We start from the raw sequence: 20,471 nt of genomic DNA, 5'->3' as shown, positions 1-20,471 counted from the left end.
CTGGACCTGGGTGTGGGGTCGAGAGAAGCTCGTGGGATGCCCATTGACCGGCTCATGCGGATCCATAGTCCTGAGTCCCTGGCGAAGGGGGAGAGGGCCCTCGGACCTGAGTTCACGGCGATGAGCGAGCGGGTGCGACGGGTCACCGAGCTGACGTCGCGCCTCAACGTCCTGCCTTTCGAGGACGAGGCGGGCAAGGCCGCGCTGTTCGAGCAGATCCTGGGCCGGCCGCTCCCGGGGAGGGTGACAATCTATCCGCCCTTCTACACGGACCACGGCCTGCGTCTGGAGCTTGCCGAGCGCGTGTTCATCAATCAGGGCTGCACGTTCCTCGACTACGCCGGCATCCGGCTGGGCGAAGGTGTGATGGTCGGCCCGAAGGCCACGTTCATCACCGTCAGCCATCCGGTCGACCCTGGCGAGCGGCGGCTGTACCTCACGGGCGCACCCATCGACGTCGCGGAGAACGTGTGGATCGGCGCGGGCGCGACCATCATGCCCGGGGTCCGTATCGGGCGCGACGCGGTGGTCGCGGCCGGGGCGGTCGTCGTTGAAGACGTGCCCGCGGCGAGCCTGGTGACCGGCCCCAAGGCGACCGTTCGCCGACGGTGGTGAGTCACGAGCGCGCTCGGGCGCTCGGACCCGCCGGTGGGCGCCGCCTCATGAAGCAGCGCCCGTCAGCGCTCCAACGCAGGCTGCTTCAGCGGCTTGCTAGCAGTTGTCGCGGACGTTGTAGTACTTCGACGTCCGTCCCCAGTTGACATAGCTCCCGCAGGAGCACCCGCGCTCACCGATGACCGCCGTGAGGGACGCGTTGTAGTAGCGGGTGACGCTGGTCGGGAGGTTGGTGCAGTTCGGGAGCGGCGCCTCCTCCGAGGCCAGGTTCGACTCCTCCTCTTGCTCCTGCTCCATGGGACCGCCACAGCCCACCGCCATCGCCAACAGACCGCCAATCAGGAACGTGCGCATGCGTCCTCCGTGAGGGGTTGCAGCCCTGTCATATATCAATACATCGTTCTCTGGAATCCCCGATAAACTCGTGACTCAGCGCGCAATGTCAGAGCATTCCACCGCTGACGCCAGAGGCTCGGCACTCCAGGAGGTGCTCCCGGAGTCCACGCGGAATGGGCGCCCTCTTGCCAGGCTGTTGGGCTAGCGGGCGGCGGGTTGAGGCGAAGGCTCACCGACGAGCCGTGTCTCCAGCCGCGAACGCCACTTGAGCGCGGGCCGTTCCACGCCGTGGTGCAGCGCGAGCGACGCGAGCAGCACCGCCACGGCGCCTCCCAGCAGCGTGACGGGGTGGAAGGCGTCCATGCCATGGGGCTCCAGCGCGACACGGACTGCGTGCTGCACGGCCTTGTGGGTGAGGTAGACGGTGAAGCTCAGCACCGCGAAGGTCCTCGCGCCGGGGATGCGGGCGCACACACGCGAGGCGGTGGGGCCCGCCAGGGCCACGAGCAGCGCCGCGTAGCCCACCGAGGTCAGGGGGAACGCGAGCATCGTGTGGGCGAGGTACCGGAAGTGTTCCTCGTTCAGCCAGAGCACGACGCCCAGGCACGCCAGCCCCACCAACGCCAGGCCTGCCGCGCGGGCCCCTCGTGTCCAGCGCTCCCAGGCCGCGGGTCGGAAGACGCGCAGCGCCGCGAGCAACACGCCGCACGCCAGCCCGTCGAGCCGCGCATACGTCGGGTAGTACAGGAGCGTGTCGTAACCGCGCCAGCCGGCCTCACCCGGCCCGAGCATCGAGAAGTGGCGTTGCCACAGGCCGCCGCGCAAGAGCATTCCGGCCACCAACAACCCCACCGCGCCCACGAGGAGGTGCGGCGCCCGGACGCGTCCGCGCAGCGCGAGCACGGTGAGGGGCAGCACCAGGTAGAAGTGTTCCTCCACGCACAGGGACCACGCGTGGGAGAAGCCGTTCAGGCGCAGTCCGAAGTTCTGCGTGAAGGTGAGGAAGCGCCACGCGGGCGTCTCCACGGGGCGTTCACTCCACGCGGGAATGAAGAGGTACAGGGCCACGACGATGAGATAGGGCGGCAGGATGCGCAGCGAGCGCCGCAGGTAGAAGCGCTTCAGGGACGGTGTCTCGCCCCGGGACACCGGCTCCAGGAGCTGCGAGCCGATGAGGAAGCCGCTCAGCACGAAGAACAGCTCCACGCCCGTCCATCCGAAGTTGGCGAGCACCTGGTAGGTCTCGTGGCCGTCGGGGCGCGGGTAGTGGAAGAGGACGACGATGAGGATGGCCAGGCACCGGAGCAGGTCCAGGCCGGCGAGGTGGCGCGGTTCGGTGGCGTTCAGCGGAGTCGGCTCTCAGCGGGGGGAGGCGCTGGATGCTAGGGGACATCGCCCGACGTGCGGCATCCATTTCCGCGCCCCGATGTTTTTCGTCACGCCGCGTCTTGAGGAAAGCGGGGAGCGCCGGGACGCCGTGTTTCCGACGAAGGCCAAGGCAGGGCCCCCGGGCAGGGCCCTCGTCGCCATCCGTCACGGATGCTCCGCCCTATTCGGAAGCGCGTTCGAAGACAGCTTGAATCCGAGGAGAATCCCAGCAGGACCCGGTGCCGAGGCTCCACCGCCGGGAGATCTCCCGAAGCACGCAGCCACAGCTTCTTGTCGGGATAATCAAAGGTCCAGACGCGCCCCGCGAACCAGGCCTGGCCCAGTATCCCATCCTCGTACGTTGACCGGTCCTGTACCTCCGCGGCCACGGGGAGCTGGTCCTGGGTCCAGTGGGGGCCCGGTATCCAGGCTTCGGTCTGGAAGTCAGGAAGCCGCACCCAGTCTCCGGTTTGGCCACTGGCTCCCTTTCTGACAATCCGCTGCAATCCCAACCGCGTCGCGGTGTCCGGTTGGATGGTGACCGGAGTCTGGGTAGGCGCGGCCTTGTCGAGCGGGTGTCAGAGCGGCTGGTGCATCACGAACGCATCGACCTCGCCCGCGGTGGGGTGCTGGAACGCGAGGGGGAGACGCCCGACGATTTCGAACCCGAGTGCCTGCCAGAGCTTCACGGCACGTTCGTTCGTGCTGACGACGAAGTTGAACTGCATGGCGCGGTAGCCACGCGAGCGTGCGTACTCCATCGAGTGCGCGCACATGCGACGCGCGATGCCTCGGCCCGTCGCGGCTGCGCTCGTCATGTAGCCACAATTGCAGACGTGTCGTCCGCCGCCTGCCTGGTTTGGGCGGATGAAGTAGGTGCCGAGAATGACACCGTCCTCCTCCGCGACGAACGTTTCCTTGTCCGGACCCATCCAGTATGCCAGCGCGTCCGCTTCGCTCATGTTCGCGTCGAGCGCGTACGTCGTGCCTTCGCGGATGGTGGGGATGATGATGGCTGCGATGGCCGTGGCATCGGCGGTTTCGGCTCTCCTGAGGCGCATGGCGGAAGCTTACTTGACCCAAGCAGACAGGCCACGCGGGCGCGGAGCCCCGGCTGGAGACGTGACCCCGAGCCCGGCGCCTCCCTTGGATGACGTGGACCCGGAGCTCGGCGGTCCCCCTGCGATGGGGCGTGACAGCAGTCAGTCTTCCTCGTAGCAGACGCCGACTTCACGCAGCTCGACCGTCGACCACTCGGCCGCGGGACACTTGCTGGCGATCTCGAGCGCCTCCGCACGGGTAGGGCAGTCGAAGAGGACGTAGCCTCCGACAATCTCCTTGGACTCGGCGAACGGGCCATCGCGGAGGGTGTGCTGACCGCCTCGGACCTCGACCCGCACCCCTTCCGAAACGGAGCGGAGCGAGTCGCTCGCCTTCCATATCCCTCGGGCCTTGAGGTCCTCGACGAAGCCCACCATCCGCTCCATCTCGCGCCCTCCCTCCTCGGGTGTCCGGCTCCTCTTGCGGGTGCTCTCTTCCAGAATCAACAACATGTACGCCATCACACGCTCCGTTCGTGGGTGGCTTCGGAGCGTCCCCCATCCGCCCTTCGAGCAGAAGCGTTTCCTGCGCGTGCCCGGATGCCGTGCTCACGCGCCTTGACGCGCTTCATAAGAACTGTTGCACGCCCTGCGGCACGATGGTGTGTACGGCGCGCTGCATCGGTGCTCCTAGCGCGGTGAAGCCCCCGGGGTGCTTTTGAACCGCGAAGTGCCAGTGGTCATTGTCGTCCCTCCATCCCGCGATGAAGGCGATGCCCGGGTTGGGGACGAGCGCGGGGTTGTCGCCGTAGCAGTACCGGCCATGCATCGCGGGGAGTGGCCCGCCGAGCGCCGTGATGGGGACGGCGGCCACCGGCGGCACGCCGGCGAAACCGGGCAGCGCATCGGGGCGCAGGGCCACCGACCGTACATTCGTGCCCGCGCCCATTCGGGCCGTGTAGAAGGCGCGCTCCGCGCTGAGCCTCCGGGCATCAACGTTGACGCCGCCAGCGAGCGCTGCCCCGCCCCAGGCCGCGGGTGCGTTGACCCCAGGATCCCAGGCAATGTGTGTCACCCAGACGTTGGCTGGCCCCGCGCCGCCCGCGGGCGTGGCGACGCAGAACGTGCAGCCGCTGAACATGGCGGTGAAGAAGAACCGGACGTGCGGGTCATTCAGATGCAGTTCGTTCGCGCCCTGCGTCGCCCAGGGTAGCCAGTATGCGGTGTATTGGCGGGTCCACCGCCCCACGGGATTCGCGACGCGGGCGAGCCCGACCTTCATCACCTGCAGCGCCGCGTAATTGGCAGCCGCGTTGGTGAAGGCCAGTCCTGCCGGTGCCGCTGCTCCCAGTGCCTGGCCAAAGGTCTGTCCCGCGGGAATGTTGCCGCCAAAGGCTCCCGCGACGAAGTCAAACGTGAGCACCATCGGCTCCGGGCGGGCATAGACGTTGTCGACCGCCCAGCCCCCCTGACCCAGGTCCATCACGCAATGGCAGGTCGGGCAGGGCTGGGCCGGCAGCGTGACCATGATGAGCCGATTCATGAAACCGAGCGGGTCTGCCTTGAACCTCTTGTTGAGTTCATGCACGCGGCTGTTCCTCCGGAGTGGGCAGGAATGCAGTGCAATGCACAGTCCAACATGGCGTAAGGCTGTGTTCGCCCGGTGATGCGCGGCGTGGTGGAGCGATTGCGTCCTCATGGGACGCGGTTTCGTCCCTCCGGAACGCCGCTCGAAGGCGTGGCCCCAATCACGGTGAACTGGATGCGCGCCTCCCGAGGTACCCGGGAGGCGCGCATCAGTGACTCGGTGGCTTCAGATTCAGTAGACCACTACCGAGGCGTAGACACTGGTGCCGTTCGTATAGGCCACCAGGGCGCCGCCATTCGACGGGAGCGCCGCGACCGCTGGCACGGCGCCCGGTCCCACCGTCCTGGCATCCGTGGCCAGAATCAGGGTGGCTCCCACGAGCATCCGGTCCAACTGGATGTCGCCCGTCCCCCGCTGGGTGGCGATGTACGCGTTGCCGAGCGCGTCCGAGTCAATCGTCCTACGAGGAGCGGAAGTGACGTCCGTGGGGAGGCCCGGCACCTGGGTGCTTGTCCCCGGCGCGGACATGGGGATGACGTCCACGTTGTTGTCCCCGTTGGTGCCCGTGGCGTAGATGAAGCCGTTGGAGCCCGTCCAGTCCGAGAAAAAAGCCTGCCCCGGCGGGGAGCTCAGCGGGCCGAAGCTGGTCCCCTGGTCGCTGCTGCGGCTGATGCGGAAGGCGGGGGAGTCACTCACCGAGAAGACATCTCCGCTGATCTTGTCCACGAGGACGTCGAAGTAGGCATTGGCCTGGTCCACGTCTGTCGCGCTGAAGTCGTTCGCGCCTCGTGCGAAGTTCCGGAGGACGCGCACCCCTACGCTGCCTCGCGAGACGGAGATGTAGAGGGCGTCGCCCCTGGAATCCAGACTGATGGTGGCGTTGGCGGCCGCACTGAGGGACCGCGGCGCCTCCCAGCTCGCTCCCGCGTCGACGGTCCGGGTGAACAGCACCACGCCCGGGCTCGCCGTCGCCGCGACGTACGCGACTCCCGTGGGGCCGCCTTCAATCGCGACCTCCGCCGCGTTGGTGATTCCCAGGGAAGTGGGCCCCACCCAGGTGACGCCACGGTCCACGCTCACGCTGACATGGACCTCGCCACCACACCGCATGACGACGTAGAAGCGCCCCAGTGCATCCACCGCCGCCTTGCGCCCTGTGTTCGAGTTGGCCGTGGTGCAGTTCAGCGTCCCGCTGATGAGCGTGGGGGGCACATTCGAGAAGGCATCCAGTTGGCACGTGGCGTCGCAGCCATCCCCCGGGGTCGTGCCGCCATCATCGCACTGCTCTCCCGTGGCGCTGTCGACCAGGCCGTCGCCGCACACCTCCACGCCCTGGCAGTCCGCCCGGCAGCCATCCCCCGCGACGCGGTTGCCGTCGTCACACACCTCACCTGAATCGGTGTTGCCGTCGCCACAGACAGGCGGCGGCCTGACAGTGATGCTGACCGTGGCGGTATTGGAGGTCTGTGCGCCGTCGCTGGCCGTGAAGGTGAACGAGTCCTCCCCATGGAAGTCCACGGCTGGCGAGTAGAGCAACTGGGCGCCCGTCCCGGACAGGGTTCCGTGAGCGGGAGGAGCCGTCACCGTGTACGTAAGCGCGTCCCCGTCCACGTCCGTGGCCGCCAACGTGATGGGCGTCGACGTGTTGTAGTTCACCGTCACCGAGGCGGAGGCCGCCACGGGTGCGTCATTGACCGGAGTCACCGTCACCGTCACCGTGGCCGTTGCCTGCTTCTCGCCGTCGGAGACCGTGACCTGGAAGGTGTCCTCTCCGGCGAAGTTCGCGTTCGGGGTGTACGTCACCGTTGCGCCCGTGCCTGTGAGCGTGCCGTTGCTCGGCGAGGTGTAGGAGAAAACAAGCGCGTCGCCATCCGGGTCCGCCGCGGGGATGGTGATGTTCACCGAGGTGTCCTCGGGGGTGGTTGCGTGGACGTCCTCGACCGTGGGCGCTGAGTTGTTGTCGCAGACGCTCGGCTGTCCCGTGCAGGTGTAGCCCGGCTCCACTTTGCAGACGCTGCTGCAGCCGTCTCCAGAGAGCTGATTGCCGTCGTCACAGATTTCGACCCCACCAATCACCCCATCACCACAGATGGGCCGCAGCGACGTCTCCACCGCGTCCACCAGGTAGAGCGCGAGCACCGCGCCCCTCAGTCGCACGTAGCGATAGGGCTGATTCCCCGGGTACGTCGCCACCGCGACATGCGTCCCCAGGCCCAGTTCCACCAGGTGCAACGAACTGGAGCCAATGAACGTCCCATCCGCCTTCAGGAAGTCCACCTGGGCCACCAGCGCCAATGACAGGCCCTGGTAGTAGACGCGCAGGTCGCCGTTGCCTTCCTCTCCCTGGCCCAGGTCCAGCACCAGCGCTGAGTTGAGCAAGCCCAGCAGTGTCGCCGCCTGCCCGTCCGGAGCGCCCAGCGCCGCGCTCGCGTTGAGCACCGTCGCCGTGGTGCCCGACGCCACGGCGTCCGCATACGGGTCCCACGTCAACAAGGCGTTCAGACGCTCACGCGTCAGCGCCCCATCCTCCGGAAGACGAACCTTCTCCTCCAACGGCTCCACACCACACGCCCCCAGCGACAAGGCCAGCGCAAGGCCCAGCCCCCACGACCACGGCATGCCAGGACGGCTTCGCATCGAGTGTCTTCCCCCAAAGAGCAGGATGGAGCCCGGAATGGACCGTCCCCCCCATGGAATGAACGACACCTCTCCTTGCCCGCAACGGCTCAGCGCGCAACACCTTGATGGCCGGCGTCCTCAGACCACCAGCCGACCTGCCCTCGAGGACCATGGACAGAAAGTCCATGACATGGAACCGCCTGCCTCCGCGAATCGACGGGGCCGTGACAGGGAAGGGTAGCGCACCGCAACAGCGCCGGTGAGCCCCAGGAACGACGTCGCGCGGCGCCGCCCCACGCGCACTCCGGCGACGCTGTGAGACGTTGGGCGACGGGCACCCCACGCGCCGCGCCGGCTACCGCATCCTCTTCTCCGTACCCCCTTGCGGAGGAACGCTCATGCGTGCCGTGCTCCTGCTGTCCCTCATCCTTCCGCTGTCCCTCGCCCAGGCCCAGGGCCTCCAGGCCAGGCCAGGCCCCCCCACCGTGCCCGCCGTCGCGGCGCCGACGTTCGCCCAGGTCATCGAGCGCGAAGTGCCGGCCCTCATGAAAGAAGCCCGTATCCCAGGCGCGGCGGTGGGGCTGATTGTCGGAGGCAAGCTGGTCTACGCCAAGGGCTTCGGCTTCGCGGACCACGCGGGCAAGGTGCCGGTGACCCCCGACACGGTGTTCAGCGCCGCCTCCCTGGCGAAGCCGGTCGCCAGCTGGGTGGCGATGCGTCTGGCCGAGCAGGGGAGCGTGCCGTTGGATAAACCCGTGGCCGATATGCTGTCGCCGTGGCCGCTGGCGCAGAGCCAGTTCGACCATCGACTCATCACAATCCGTCGCCTGCTGTCGCACACCGCGGGCACGACCTTGGGTGGGTATCAGGGGTGGCTCGATTTCAAGGAGCTGCCGAGCCTGGATGAGTCGCTGGCCGGCAAGACGAATGGACGCGGCGCGGTGGAGTTGTTCGCACCGGTCGGTGCGAAGCTCCAGTACTCCGGCGGCGGCTACACCCTGATGCAACTGGCCATCGAGCGGACCACGAAGCGCAAGTATTCAGACCTGGCGCGTGAGCTGGTGTTCAGGCCGCTGGGCATGAAACACAGCAGCGTCGCCATGACGCCGGAGGTGTTGGCCGGCGCGGCGCAGGGGCACGGCGACGATGGTGCGCCGGTGCCGATGCGCTACTACGTCGAGCAGGCGCCGTCGACGCTGACCACCACCGTCCGCGACTTCGCCCGCTGGATGATTGCCGGCATGACGAACACCGCCGGCGCGCACCCTCTGAGCCAGGCGCAACTGGTCCAGCTGTACACCCCCGCGGAACTGAGCACGCCGCGCGCGCCCGATGCGCCGGCCTACGGCCTGGGCCACTTCATCGAACGCCTCGGTGACGGCAGCACCGCCGTCGGTCACGACGGACGCAACCAGGCCGGCTTCCGCGCCTTCTTCTCGATGCGTCCGCAATCCGGCGACGGCATCGTCTTCTTCAGCAACTCCCGCAGCGGCGTGGCTTTGGACCGCATCGTCTGCCTGTGGGGCGCCGACGTGGCCAAGGTCGATGCGGCGACGACCTGCAAGAAATAGCGTCGCGTTCTACCAGGTGCCTGGAGCTGCCTCGTTTTTCGCGGGGCAGCTTCAGGGACTTTCACCGACAGAAAGGTGCCAGGGCTTTTTCGTGCGCTTCGGGTTCCCATGAATCGCGGCTCGCGCATTAGCCGCCCGAAAAGAAATCCTTCGGAGGCAGTGCCCATGAGAGTTCGGAGTCTTGCAGCGGTCCTTTTCATCGTGTTGTCCGCCTGTTCCGCCGGCACCGTGGACGATTCCCCGCGCCAGGGGTCGCTCGCCGGTGAGCACCAATCCCTCGAGGCGGGCGAGGTTTCGCTCTTCCTCGACTCGGCGCGCCCCACCATCGCGATGGACAGCGATACCGGCGCGGTGGAGCTGGGGATGAAGTTCCGCGTGTCCGTTCCGGGCACCGTCCGTGGCGTGCGCTTCTTCAAGGGCGGGGCCCAGAATGCCGGTCCGCACCGCGTGAGTCTGTGGAACCGGGCGGGCGCGAAGCTCGCGGAGGCGACCTCCACGAGCGAGACGACGACGGGTTGGCAGACGGTGCGCTTCGCTTCCCCCATCACCGTCATCGCGGGGACCACCTATGTCGTGTCGTACTACGCGGCGGCCGGACGGTACGGCGCCACCGTGGGCGGCTTCAACACGGAGAAGTCACGCGGCCCCATCCGGGGACTCGCATCGGGCGTGGACGGGGTCAACGGCGTCTATCGCTATGGCGGCGGCTTTCCGACGCAGGGCTACCAGAACACCGACTACGCCGTGGATGTGGTCTTCCTTCCGGACAGCAGCGAGCCCTCGCCGGATACCCAGGCGCCGACCGCCCCCTCGGGACTCGTCGCGTCCGCGGCGTCCGCGAGCGCCATCAACCTGGGCTGGAATGCCTCCACGGACAATGTCGGCGTCGCGGCCTACGACGTCTTCCGCGATGGCGTGAAGATCGCCTCCACGGCGAGCCGCACCTACTCGGACACGGGACTCACGGCGGCCACGGTCTACAGCTACCTGGTGAAGGCGCGTGATGCCGCGGGCAATCTCAGCGCCGACTCGAACGCCGTCACGGCGACGACCGGCTCCAGCCCTCCGGCCGGCGGCTTTCCGAATGCGAGCAATACAGGCGTGCCGGCGGGAACGCAGCTCACGCCCTACACCGGACCGTGCTCCATCTCCGTGGCCAACACGCTCATCGACTCCAAGACGGTGAATTGCGACCTCACCATCCGCGCGGCGGGCGTCATCATCCGCAACTCGAAGATCAACGGGAGTGTCTCCACCGACGAGAACTCCACCGGCTTCTCCTTCACGCTCACCGACTCCCACGTCGACGCGGGTGACCGCATCGTCACGGGAGTAGGCGCCGTGAACTTCACCGCCGTTCGCGTGCACGTGCAGGGTGGCAATCGCTCCATCCACTGCTGGCACGACTGCGAGATTCGCGACTCCTACGTCCATGGCCAGATGACGGACGAGACGGGGACCGCGCACGAGTCCGGCATCCGGATGGGCCGGAATGTCACGCTCCGGCACAACACCATCGTCTGCGACGCGCCGGACGTGCCGCCCGACGCGGGCTGTTCGGCGGCGCTCACCGGCTATGGCGACTTCGCTCCGGTGGAGAACAACCTGGTGGAGAACAACTTCTTCCCCGGCACGACGGGCGGCTTCTGCGCCTACGGCGGGTCGTCCCAGGGCAAGCCGTACTCGGGCGCGACGAACAACATCCGCTTCATCGGCAATGTCTTCGGTCGCGGTCAGAGCGGGCGCTGCGGCTGGTACGGGGCCATCACCAGCTTCGACACCTCGGAGCCGGGGAACGTCTGGTCCAACAACACCTGGGAGGACGGAACGGTCCTTCCTCCGTCGAACTAGCGAGCCGCCTCAGGGCGGCATCCCGGAGGTCTCAATCGTGTCGCTCGATGGGGACCTCCACGCCCGTGGCCTCCCAGACGTTGCCCTCGGCGGACAGCTGCGTCTGGGTGCTCACGAGCACGGCGCAGTCGTAGACCGTCCGGGCGCCGAAGACGTTGTTGCGCACCACCATGCCTTGAAGGCTTGTGCCGCCCGCATGTCCCAGGTTCACGATGCAACTGCCGCGGTCGAGCCGGTTGCGTTCCACCCTCACGTCTCGCGTGGGCCCCACTTGCTGGTTCACGAAGACCGCCGCGCCGATGTCTTCCCCGGGGCCATGCACGTTGCTGTCATAGATGCCGATGTCGCGCCCTTCGAAGACGCTGATGCCGTACTGGGCGCCCACCGGGTCCAATGCGTGGATCCACGAGGACTCCACCCGAGCGCCGGACCGCAGGCCCATCCCCACCACCACCCCGTGTACGTCGAGCCGGCGCGCGGTGAAGCCTCCGCCCACCACGCCCCACTGGAGCGTCGAGGACTCCTCGGCGAAGACCTCGATGTCCTCCAGCAGGACGCCCGTCGCCCCTGAGACGTTGATGATGCCGTCAATCTCGCGGGGCACCGGCGCGTGCACGACACACCGGCGCACGGTGACGTCGTTCGCGCGGATGATGAGTCGACCGTGGATGTCCCGGTCCTCGAGCACGGCCCCCGGTGTGTCCAGCACGACGTCTCCCTCATGCCGGACCAGCGTCGTGCCCGGGGGGACTCCGGTGTTCCGCGGGCCGGGAAGGTCCGGGTTGGCCCGGCAGGAGACGTTGGCGGGACAGGACTTGCACGCGCCGTCCTCGCACCGGAAGCCATCCGCGCATTCGATGGGTTCGGAGCACAAGGGCTGCGCGAGCGCGAGGTCCTCGAGCGCGGAGAGCTGGCCGAAGCTCCGCGTCCCTTCGCTCCAGGAACCGGCCATCGGGGCTGGGAGGCCATCCCGGGTCATCCGGACAAGGGAGGCGGGGCCACGGTGGCCCGGGGCCGACTCGGCGCGCATCTCCACCCGCGCGGGGACGGCGAGCGTCCGCATGGAAGGCTCCAGGGCATAAGCCACCCCCACCGACCAGTTCCGCACCCCCAGCTCCCGGAGTGAGACGGTCTCCTCGCTCTTGAGTGCTCCCGGCGGAAGGGTCACCCGGAGGCGACCATCGCGGGAGGTGACGGTGCCGCCTTCGCGCCCGATGACACGCACGTCGGGCCGCCCGCGTGCATCGAAGAGGCCTTCGCCACACGCGCACGCGATGATGCCCAGGGCCGCGACGAGGAGGACGCCACGCATCAGAGTCGGAAGCCCAGGCCGGTGACGGCTTCGACCGCGGGTCGAAGGACCACGCGGTCATTCAGCCTGAACGAGGCGAGCTGTGCCTCCACCTCCGAGAACCAGGAGACCCGGCCCCCGAGGGGCAGCGCATGGGAGAGCACCGCCCCCACGCGTCCGCGGAACGCCGTCCCTTCCGACGTGCTCGCCACCGACTGCCGGACCGCATCCGCACCCAGCCGGCCACCGGCTTCGAGCCCCCGGATAGGAAGCCTCCAGAGCCACGCGACATCCCCTCCCAGGCTCCGGAGCGCGTAGGGCAGCCCGGCATCCTGGCCCCGGCCGTCCTGATATCTCGCGCGGAGCCGCAGCGTCTGGGATGTCCCCATCGCGACGTCCCCTCCCAGCACCAGCGCGGGCGCAAGTCCCATGCCCCGAAGTGGCGGCGTGTTGAGACCGACCGCGGCGAACAACTCCAGCTCCCGTCCGACGGCCTCGCCTCCCTTCTCTCCGCGCTCGGCGAAAGGCCGCTGCGTCAGCGTGACGGTCGTGGCCGTCCGCTCCTCCCCGCGCATGAGTGCGAAGGCGCCGGTCCGGACATCGTCCGCGGTCGTGCGAATCAGCCGGTAGCTTCCGGCACGCAGCGCGAGCTGCCGTGGCTTCACCGGGTCCTCTCGGAGCTCCAGCACCTCGCCGAGCCCCTCGTCGCGCACGACGAGCCAGCGCCTGTCGGGCTCCGTCCCCGGAGCGAAGACGAGACGCGCGTCCGCGTGGCGCAGCTCGGTGAGCACGAGCTCGCCCTTTCCCTTCAGGTCCAGGGCATACGTCGGACGCTGGGCGACTCCGGAGACCTCGGCCGTGTGGGAGACGGTCTTCGCATAGGCATAGCGATAGGCTTCCTGGAGCGTGATGCGACTGTCTCCATCGGCGTCCGCGGCGCCTCGGAGCCCGGCTGTCAGGTGGTGGGTGAAGAAGCTCCCGCGCAGCTCCGCGCTCTCGAGCGCGTTCTCCCCTGGACCCGAGGACGCGAGAATCGCGGTCCCATCCGGGGACTCGTCGCTCGTGACGTCGAGCGCGAAGCCGCCGGGAAGGGCCTTCGCCCCCTTCGGGGTGATGAGCCCTCCGGACCTGCACGCATCCACGAAAGCCAGTCGCACGTGCGCACGCGAGGCCCCGAGCAGCTTCCTCAGCTCGGCGAAGGAGAGGCTCTCGCTTCCCAGCTCCAGGCCTTGCTCCGTGGCATGCCCGGACCAGTAGAGGAGCAGCAGGGTTCGCCGCGAGGAGTGGCGGGCCGCTTCGGCGATGCGCTGTTCGAGCGCTCGCACCTCCGCGAGCAGCCGCGCGCGAGTGGGCTGATGAAGCACGCGCACGTCCTCGCCGTGAAAGCCCCCGAGCTCCTTCAGCGTGTCCGCGAAGCGCGAGGCATCCGCCTCCGCGAAGCGGAGCCGCGCGTGGCCCGGTGCGCCCACGTTGCCGCCGACCGCGAGAGCGAAGCGCCGTTCGGGCAACTGGGCCTCCGCGGAGGCCGCGAAGAAGAACACGAGGAGCAACGCAAGCCGGCTCATGGCGCGCCGCGCTCGAGCAACACCGTGGCGGTCCGAGCGCCGGGGATTTGAACCGCCGTGGAGTCTCGCACCGGGCTCCCTTGGAGGGCCTGCTCCACGACGGCCCAGCTCAGGGGCTCCCGCGACATCACCGCCCAGATCCGCTCCGGTCCTTCAGTCGCATCGAGCACCGCGCTGCCCGGAAGCAGTTGTGTCCCGTCCACCGCGAGTGGTGTCGTCCCTTCCGCGGGCACGAGGCGGGAGACGGAGCCCGTCGAGTCGACGGAGGCAATCCAGACAAAGGCCGCCGAGCCCGGGGCCACCTGGAAGCGGAGCGCCTCTCCCGGTCGCACCCGCTCGCCCTGGGTCGCGGCTCGCGGCGCTCCCTGCCCTCCGATGTAGACGGTGAGCTCCTCGCCCTTGGTCGCATAGAGCGGGGCCTCCGGGGGAGGGGAGCGGAGGAAGAACAGGGCGGCCGCGGCGAGGGCGGCCGCCGGCAGCAGCGGTGCCCATCGCGGCAGAGGCCGGGACCTGGCCTGGGTCTTCGCCATCCAGCGAGGATTCTCGCGGGCAAAGGCGCGCGAGGCCTCCGCGGCGGACCACTCCCAGGTCTGGCAATGGGCACACCCGGCGATGTGCCGGGCAGTGGCGGGATTCGCGTGGAGCAGGTGCTCTTCGAGCGCGAGGTCGCTCGGGCACTGCGCCGTCCGTGCCGCGTTCATTCGAAGACCCCTCGGCGGGCGTTCGCCAGGAAGAGCTGGATGCGCTTGCCGACCGTCTTGCGCGAGAGGCTGAGAAGCTCGGCGGCCTCCTCCTGGGAGTGGCCATCGACGAGCACGAGCCACGCGACCATGCGCTCGTGCTCCGTGGCGCAGGAGAGCGCCTTGAGCGCCATCTGCCGGTCGGCCACCTCCGCGAAGCTGTCCGTGGGCGCGGGCGCGTCGTGGTTCAGCTCCGCCCCGCTCGCCGTCTCCCAGGCATCGTCGCGCAGTTGGGCGAAACACACCCGCGTCGCGACGACGTAGACCCAGCGCAGTTGTTCGGGTTCCGGAGGAAGCCGGGAGCGATGACGCACCAACTGCATGTAGACCTTCTGACAGGCGTCCGCGGCCTCGTCTGGATTGCGCAGGATCTTCAGACACCGGCGGTAGATGGCCGGTCCCAGTCTGCGGCAGACCTCACTGAGGGCATCACCGTCGCGCATCAGGGAAATCCGATGAGGGGGAGGACATCTACCGCTGCGACACCGAGCGTACACCCAGCCTCCGAACGGCGGAAGACGGAGCGGCAGGGGCGGTTCAGCGCGCCGCGGTGCCGCCATCCGGGTTGGAGCCGGGGAGGTTGATGCCGAGCGCGTTCGCGAGGAGTGAGGGCGTCGCATCCCCCGGCAAGACGGAGGTGAGCCTCCCTCCCGCCCGGCGCTGACTCGCGCTCCTTCAGTGGGGGGAAGGCGGCTCGCCGTGAGCATCGATCACCGTCGTGATGCGCGTTTTGACGCACTCATGCAGGGTGGCCGAGCTTCTCCCTCTTCATGGGACGGTCCATCGTCCACGTTCGCCACGAAGATGGGCCTTTGCCGTTTCTACCGTGTCGCCGCGAGAGGCCCTGCTTCTCAGCTTGAGTTTATCGCTTTTGCTCAGGTCTCTCCAAGGCTCGAACATGTGCGAGGTTCGCGACTGCCAGAGAACAACGCCCCTCCAGCCACCTCTCAGCGACTGCTCGTGAAGAAATGAATCAAGCTTCTGAGTGAGTGATATGGGTTTCAGCTCTTTGCTGAGAAGAAAGTCGAGGATCGCAGGTTGTCTTGATTGAACGGCTCTGACGATGGAGGTCGCGACGACGACTGTGCGCTGGTTCGGAAAGGCATGCTTTGAGAGCATGGACTTGACGTCACTCAGCCGGCCTTCGTCCACGGCTCGGTATACTATTTCGGCGACTTGCTTTTCGCGTGCGTTCGTGACGAGCCAGAGCGAGACCAATCCCGCGAAGGGTAGAAGAATCAAGAGCCAGTCAGTCAGCGTCTCCATGAGTTCAGCATATCGTTCGGCTGCGAGGGGCTGACAGAAAATGGAGCACACCACGCCCTCCGGGCCCACGCTGGCGCTCGACCGACCACATGTGCCGACAAAGCCTGGACGCCCCGGGGGTCCAGGCCGAGGGCGTAGCCATCACCGGAGCAAACTTTCATGATGGACCAGGCAGGCCACATGACCCCATGCCTCATCGAGGGGGCGCGGGCCTGGCGCCTGAACGAGGACAGACCGTGGAATCCCGAGACCTCTCCGCACCCGCCTGGTCGGCGTTCAAATCCTGGCTGCTCAAGTTGCCCGGAGTCCCCATCTCCCGCCTCCGGCTCCTGACTGGGGGCTGTCCAGCGGAAGAGCTGCCCGCGCTCGCGAAGGAACTCAAGCGCGTGCGGACCGACTTCAAGAAGCGCCCCAACGAGGTCTCGGCCCCCGCGGATGAGGGACTCCGGAAGGACTACGCGGCGCTGGGTGTGCCCTGGTCCGCGTGGAGCGAGGTGGCGAGCGAGGTCCAGCGCGACCTGAAGCGCAAACGGTACGCGCGCTGGACGGGGGTGGATGCGCTCGAGTTCCCCGAGGGGCCTTGCACCGCGGACCTGGTGACCGTCGTGTTGTTCGGAGGCGTGGAGCAGGCCCGACCCCATCTGCTGCGCCGCGCTTCGCTCGCCGCGGGCTCGCTGGAGGCGCTGTGGTGCCGGTGGCTCGCGGGTGAGCCGCTCGAACCCGAGACGCTGCGCGCGTTCGCGGGTGCGCCGGAGCAACTCGCCGAACCCCTCTACACCCCAGGCATCGAAGAAGTGCTGCCGCTGTTCTTCGTCGAGCCGGACACCGCACGCGCCGAGCGGGCGCTGGAGGTCGCCTCGGCGAAGTTGGGCTCGTCCCGGGCGCAACCGTTGATGGACTTCCTGCGCTCCCTGCTCGGGCTGTGGCGTCAGGACACTTCGGTGGAGGAGGTGAGGGCGCGCTTCGATACGAGTGTCGCAACCCTCTCACCCTCCGAGGTCGCCCAGCTGAGCGCGCCCGCCTATCTGTATGGCCGATACATCGAGGCACTCCCTCCGCACGTGCTGCTGGAGCGGGTGGGCTCGCGTCTGGAGCGCATCGCCGTGCCTGCCCGGGTCGCGGATGTCCAGCCCGTCATGGAGGCCCTCGCCGCGCTCGAGGAGTTGACGGCCCTGGGCCTGGGCCTCCGCGTGGAGCAGCGGCCCGGGAATGTTCTGCTCTCCGCGCAGGAGCCGGAGGCTGGGGGAGGGGACGAGTTCCTGTAGCGCTGGTGTATGGGCGGTGTGCGTCATCCAGACGGATGACGCCAGGGCGCGCCTGAGCAAGCCGCTCGATTATCTCATTCCACACAGACGCCATACATATGGCGAGTTAAGCTCGAAATCAGTCTATTCCGGCTTTTGATGCGATAGACTTCAGGGCATGAGAGAACCTTCCAGCACACGAGCGGCGGCTTGGAGTCTGGCCATCATGGGGGTGTTCATCGGCGCCTGCGGGAACGCGCCCCAGGCCGAGCGCGATGAAGCGCAGCCCGCGCCTTCCTCGATGCCGGCGTCCATGCTCTCGGTGGTCCCGCTCTTCGACTCCAGCACCCCGCTGGAGCCCGCGGTCGTGGTGGATACGCCGACGGCGCTCATCACCCGCCTCGCGGACCGGTCGCGTGATCGCCACGCCCGTGAATCCCAGTTCCAAAGCTACGAGCACTACCTGCCGCTGTACTTCGAATACCGCACCCACGGCATTGAGATCATCGACAGGGTCGCCAAGGGTGGCGGCGACATCACCGTCAACATCACCACGCTCTGGCCCTTGGACACGCCGGACTTCCGCGCGTTCTACCAGGGGCAGGCGGTGCTCTCTCAGTATTGGTTCAACGTGGACATGACGCAGGTGGATCCACTGCACTACACGGCCACCATCAATTACAATGCGAAGGAGAACCGGCGGATCCAGATGGGCGACCGCATGGAGATTGAAATCAGCCCGTTCCTGCTCCCTCCCGTCGTGGGACGCGCCAACTATTACGGGACGGCGTTCCTCTACATCGTGGGCCAGGGTGGCATGGTGCCCTGGGAAGGAAGGGGCTCGAACCTGGACTCGTTTCCCCTGCCGGAGACCGCCTGGCTGGGAGGGCGCACGACGCTTGGCTACAGCTACTCGAACGAGCCGGCGCACCTGTTCAAGCAGATGGCGACGAACACGGCGCCGGGGAACGCTCAGCCATTCGTCGAGGGGCGGCGCCTGCATCACACCGACTTCAGCGATGGCTCCCACTCGGAGGCTGGCAACCCAAGCCTCACCGCGCAGCAGAACAAGCTCGGGCCCTCCTATATCGGTCGCAGCTGCGTGGCCTGTCACACCAACAATGGCCGCGGGCTTCCTCCCGACCCGGCGACGTCCCTGTATACCTTGCGCTTCTATGTGAATGACGCGCCCTGGGCGGACCTTCACTACAAGCTCAACGGAGGCGCCCAGCAGAGCTTCCGGATGGCGCATGACAGCTCCAACGCGAACACCCATCTCCTCAAGAACATCCCGGCGGGCACGGCCGTCCAGTACCACTTCACCATCGGCAACATCTCGGGGGGGCTGAGCACGACGTCCCCGGTGAGCTTCACGGTGAACGGCGGTGGCGCCAGTGGAGGGAATCCTGGCCACGTCGTCCTCGCGCCTCCTCTCCTCTATACCGTCAGGGTGGGCGCGGTCGGCACCACCGTGACGGCGCATCCTGGACTGGGGTGGGTCCTTCAACCGCAGAGCACCAGCGGGAGCCCCGAGGGCAACGTGAGCATCTCGGGCTGGACGGTAACGAACGGCACGTTCGGTGATGGCACGGGCTATCAGTTGCGGCGCCCCCTCTACAGCTTCACGGGGCCCGTTCCCACGCACCATTCGGCCCGAATCACTCCGCCCCTGGTCGGGCTGGGACTGCTGGAGGCGCTCGATGAGAACATGATTGCCAGCCTCGCCGATCCCAACGACGCCAATGCCGACGGCATCTCGGGTCGCATGCAGACCGTGGTTGATCCACAGACGGGCCAGGCGCGCATGGGGCGCTTCGGTTGGAAGGCGGGCAAGGCGCGGCTCAGGCATCAGATCGCGAGCGCGCTCAATGTCGATATGGGGGTCACCACCTCTGTCTTCCCTGTTCCGGATTGCGGCTCGGGACAGACCTGTGTCGGAGCAAGCACCGAGTTGGCTGACGCGGACCTGGATAGGATGGTGCGCTACGTCGCCCTGCTCGGGGTCCCCGCGCGCCGCAATCTCACTGACGCTCAGGCGCTTCAGGGGGAAGGCCTCTTCGGCAGCATGGGCTGTGCCCGGTGCCACGTCGCGACGTTGGCGACCAGCCCGTATCACCCCCACGCCGAGCTGCGCAGCCAGGTGATTCGTCCCTACACCGACATGCTGTTGCATGACATGGGACCGGGGCTGGCGGACAACCTCCCCGAGGAGGGGGCCACGGGAGCGGAGTGGCGCACGCCACCTCTTTGGGGCATTGGCTTGACGGCTGGCGTCAGCGGCGGGGAGGCCTATCTGCATGACGGCCGTGCGCGCAGCCTCTCCGAGGCCATCCTGTGGCACGGTGGAGAAGCTGAGTCCTCCAAGGAGGCCTTCCGCACCCTGGGCGGCTCCCTGAGGGCGGCCCTGCTCAAGTTCATCCAGTCACTCTGACGGGAGTGATATGGGTGAGGGCAAGGAGCAGGACATGACCATCACCATCACCGCCTTTGAGCGCTCACCTGATCGCGGCAACGGGCTGGCGCGGGACATGCGGGTGCGCTGGGCGCTGGAGGAAGTGGGCCAGTCCTACGACGTCCGTCTGCTGTCGTTCGAGGCGATGAAGGAGCCCGCGCACAAGGCGCTGCATCCGTTCGGTCAGATTCCGACCTATGAGGAGGGGAGTCTCGCTTTGTTCGAGTCCGGCGCGATTGTCTTCCACATCGCGGAGCGCCATGCCGGCCTGCTGCCGGAAGACGCGAATGGCCGCGCGGGCGTGATTGCGTGGATGTTCGCGGCGCTCAATACGGTTGAGCCGCCCATCTTCGACCGCAGTCTGGTGATGATTCTCGAGCGCGACCAGCCCTGGTACGAGCATCGCCTGCGCGCGCTGGACACCCTCATCCGGAAACGGCTGGACGACCTCTCCGCGTTTCTCGGCGACGCGGACTGGCTCGGAGGCGCCTTCAGCGCGGCCGATATCCTCATGGTGACGGTCCTGCGCAGACTGCAGACGTCGGGCATTCTCGAGGCGTATCCGAGCCTCGCCGCCTATATCGCCCGCGCCGAAGCGCGGCCCGCCTACCAGCGTGCGTTCGCCGCGCAACGAGCGGTGTTCAACGCCGCCCCGCCGACCGCGTGACGGCACGCTGGCTCGCCCCGGGGAGGGCTGCCGTGCCAGTCGAAGCGCGTCGGTGAACCCGGGCCTGGGGCCGTTGACGGGACGGTTCTGGTCGTCCTCCGGCTCCTGCGCCCACTCCTTCTGCGTCTTGAATAATCCCTCGCCCTTGTCGTCCAGGACGGCGCGCAAGTCGATGTAGCCGTACTTGCCCTCTTGCTTGAGCTTCTCCATCGCGGTGACCACCTGGTCGCCCGCGACGCCGTGGCTCAACCTCAGCGA

At 67.8% G+C, this 20,471-nt stretch carries 17 protein-coding genes; 6 read left to right on the top strand and 11 right to left on the bottom strand.

Translation table 11 applies throughout. The features are described from left to right. Positions 1-120: 120 nt before the first annotated feature. On the top strand, positions 121-615 hold the full coding sequence (locus tag HUA75_RS36700; protein ID WP_254627955.1) for a DapH/DapD/GlmU-related protein: 495 nt from the start codon (positions 121-123) through the stop codon (positions 613-615). Between the two features lie 96 nt (positions 616-711). Here HUA75_RS36700 and HUA75_RS36695 read toward each other — a convergent pair whose 3' ends face one another. From HUA75_RS36695 to HUA75_RS36670, 6 genes are all read right to left on the bottom strand, one after another. After that, positions 712-969 (bottom strand): hypothetical protein, encoded by a 258-nt coding sequence (locus HUA75_RS36695; RefSeq protein ID WP_141642103.1) that lies wholly within the window; start codon positions 967-969, stop codon positions 712-714. Between the two features lie 183 nt (positions 970-1,152). Further along, positions 1,153-2,259 carry an acyltransferase gene (locus HUA75_RS36690; protein ID WP_174489116.1) on the bottom strand — a complete coding sequence of 369 codons (1,107 nt, stop codon included), beginning with the start codon at positions 2,257-2,259 and terminating at the stop codon, positions 1,153-1,155. A 638-nt stretch (positions 2,260-2,897) separates the two neighbouring features. Next, positions 2,898-3,380 (bottom strand): GNAT family N-acetyltransferase, encoded by a 483-nt coding sequence (locus HUA75_RS36685; RefSeq protein ID WP_174489052.1) that lies wholly within the window; start codon positions 3,378-3,380, stop codon positions 2,898-2,900. A gap of 141 nt (positions 3,381-3,521) precedes the next feature. After that, the gene (locus tag HUA75_RS36680) at positions 3,522-3,881 is read right to left on the bottom strand and encodes a YciI family protein (RefSeq protein ID WP_174489051.1); all 360 of its coding nucleotides are present in this window, start codon (positions 3,879-3,881) and stop codon (positions 3,522-3,524) included. 106 nt (positions 3,882-3,987) lie between these two features. Continuing rightward, a complete protein-coding gene (locus HUA75_RS36675; protein ID WP_141642099.1) occupies positions 3,988-4,947 on the bottom strand; it encodes a hypothetical protein in 960 nt (319 codons plus the stop codon). Positions 4,948-5,178: 231 nt separating this feature from the next. After that, positions 5,179-7,584, bottom strand: a complete 2,406-nt coding sequence (locus HUA75_RS36670; RefSeq protein WP_174489050.1) for a tandem-95 repeat protein — start codon at positions 7,582-7,584, stop codon at positions 5,179-5,181. Between the two features lie 380 nt (positions 7,585-7,964). Between HUA75_RS36670 and HUA75_RS36665 the strand changes: the two genes are divergently transcribed. Beyond that, complete coding sequence (locus tag HUA75_RS36665) at positions 7,965-9,137, top strand: serine hydrolase (protein WP_174489049.1); 1,173 nt, start codon at positions 7,965-7,967, stop codon at positions 9,135-9,137. A gap of 165 nt (positions 9,138-9,302) precedes the next feature. Further along, a complete protein-coding gene (locus tag HUA75_RS36660) occupies positions 9,303-10,988 on the top strand; it encodes a DUF4082 domain-containing protein (protein WP_217446442.1) in 1,686 nt (561 codons plus the stop codon). A gap of 31 nt (positions 10,989-11,019) precedes the next feature. On the opposite strand, the gene HUA75_RS36655 is transcribed toward HUA75_RS36660, so the two are convergent. The 5 genes from HUA75_RS36655 to HUA75_RS47240 form a co-directional block, all read right to left on the bottom strand. After that, complete coding sequence (locus HUA75_RS36655; RefSeq protein ID WP_174489047.1) at positions 11,020-12,300, bottom strand: hypothetical protein; 1,281 nt, start codon at positions 12,298-12,300, stop codon at positions 11,020-11,022. Continuing rightward, positions 12,300-13,844, bottom strand: a complete 1,545-nt coding sequence (locus HUA75_RS36650) for a caspase family protein (RefSeq protein WP_174489046.1) — start codon at positions 13,842-13,844, stop codon at positions 12,300-12,302. The genes HUA75_RS36655 and HUA75_RS36650 overlap by 1 nt, the downstream gene beginning before the upstream one ends. After that, positions 13,841-14,545 carry a DUF4384 domain-containing protein gene (locus HUA75_RS36645; RefSeq protein ID WP_174489045.1) on the bottom strand — a complete coding sequence of 235 codons (705 nt, stop codon included), beginning with the start codon at positions 14,543-14,545 and terminating at the stop codon, positions 13,841-13,843. Before HUA75_RS36645 ends, HUA75_RS36650 begins: the two co-directional genes overlap by 4 nt. After that, positions 14,542-15,027 (bottom strand): RNA polymerase sigma factor, encoded by a 486-nt coding sequence (locus tag HUA75_RS36640; RefSeq protein ID WP_174465285.1) that lies wholly within the window; start codon positions 15,025-15,027, stop codon positions 14,542-14,544. The genes HUA75_RS36645 and HUA75_RS36640 overlap by 4 nt, the downstream gene beginning before the upstream one ends. 325 nt (positions 15,028-15,352) lie before the next feature. After that, positions 15,353-15,850 carry a hypothetical protein gene (locus HUA75_RS47240; RefSeq protein WP_254627954.1) on the bottom strand — a complete coding sequence of 166 codons (498 nt, stop codon included), beginning with the start codon at positions 15,848-15,850 and terminating at the stop codon, positions 15,353-15,355. A 236-nt stretch (positions 15,851-16,086) separates the two neighbouring features. Here HUA75_RS47240 and HUA75_RS36630 point away from each other — a divergent pair, with 236 nt between their 5' ends. From HUA75_RS36630 to HUA75_RS36620, 3 genes are all read left to right on the top strand, one after another. Beyond that, positions 16,087-17,115, top strand: coding sequence for a hypothetical protein (locus HUA75_RS36630; protein WP_174464080.1), 1,029 nt, complete (start codon positions 16,087-16,089; stop codon positions 17,113-17,115). A gap of 205 nt (positions 17,116-17,320) precedes the next feature. After that, the gene (locus HUA75_RS36625; protein WP_174489115.1) at positions 17,321-19,525 is read left to right on the top strand and encodes a di-heme oxidoredictase family protein; all 2,205 of its coding nucleotides are present in this window, start codon (positions 17,321-17,323) and stop codon (positions 19,523-19,525) included. Positions 19,526-19,559: 34 nt separating this feature from the next. After that, positions 19,560-20,213 (top strand): glutathione S-transferase family protein, encoded by a 654-nt coding sequence (locus HUA75_RS36620; RefSeq protein ID WP_141642089.1) that lies wholly within the window; start codon positions 19,560-19,562, stop codon positions 20,211-20,213. Positions 20,214-20,471 lie beyond the last annotated feature (258 nt).

Source organism: Myxococcus sp. CA040A (genome assembly GCF_013336725.1).
Lineage (GTDB): Bacteria > Myxococcota > Myxococcia > Myxococcales > Myxococcaceae > Myxococcus > Myxococcus llanfairpwllgwyngyllgogerychwyrndrobwllllantysiliogogogochensis.
Note: the sequence above shows the minus strand (reverse complement) of the source record. Positions and strands in the feature narration are given on the sequence as shown.